The following is a 494-nucleotide window of genomic DNA, read 5'->3' as shown; positions in this document are numbered from 1 at the left end:
ACGACGATCCGCTGGTATCGCAGCGCAGCGCGTGCGCTGTTCGGGCGCGATATCGCCTATGTCATGCTGCTGCACGCGACCCGGCTGAACGCAGATTCGATCGACGACCTCGCCGCCATCCTTCGGCGCGAGCATCTGCAGCCGGTGACGCTGCCGCAGGCGATGAAGGACCCGGCGTATCGCACCCCCGATCCCTATACCGGCAAGGAGGGGATCGAGTGGATGGAGCGATGGTCGATGGCGCTGCACAAGCCGCTGCCGTGGAGCAGCTTCACCGACGTGGCGAAAGAGATCGAAGCCGCCTATGACCGAGTCGATCATGATCGGTGAGGTTCAATCGTCGGTGACGTCGAATTTCAGGCCCGGATCATGATCTCAAACACCAGCCCGCGGCCCGCTTCGCCGCGCCGAACGTTCAGTCGCCCGCCATGCGCCCGCGCCACCCGGTCGATAATCGATAGACCGATGCCCGAGCCTTCGATCTGTGACCCGGC

General features: G+C 64.4%; 1 protein-coding gene. It reads left to right on the top strand.

The window, feature by feature from the left end; translation table 11 throughout:
- Positions 1–330 (top strand): hypothetical protein (locus AACY45_RS28110; protein WP_339548736.1); only part of this gene is annotated, 330 nt, incomplete at its 5' end.
- Between the last annotated feature and the right edge of the window lie 164 nt (positions 331–494).

This window comes from Pseudomonas sp. RA_35y_Pfl2_P32 (assembly GCF_963970735.1).
In the GTDB taxonomy this organism is placed as follows: domain Bacteria; phylum Pseudomonadota; class Gammaproteobacteria; order Pseudomonadales; family Pseudomonadaceae; genus Aquipseudomonas.
This window is presented reverse-complemented; position numbering and strand designations above follow the sequence as displayed.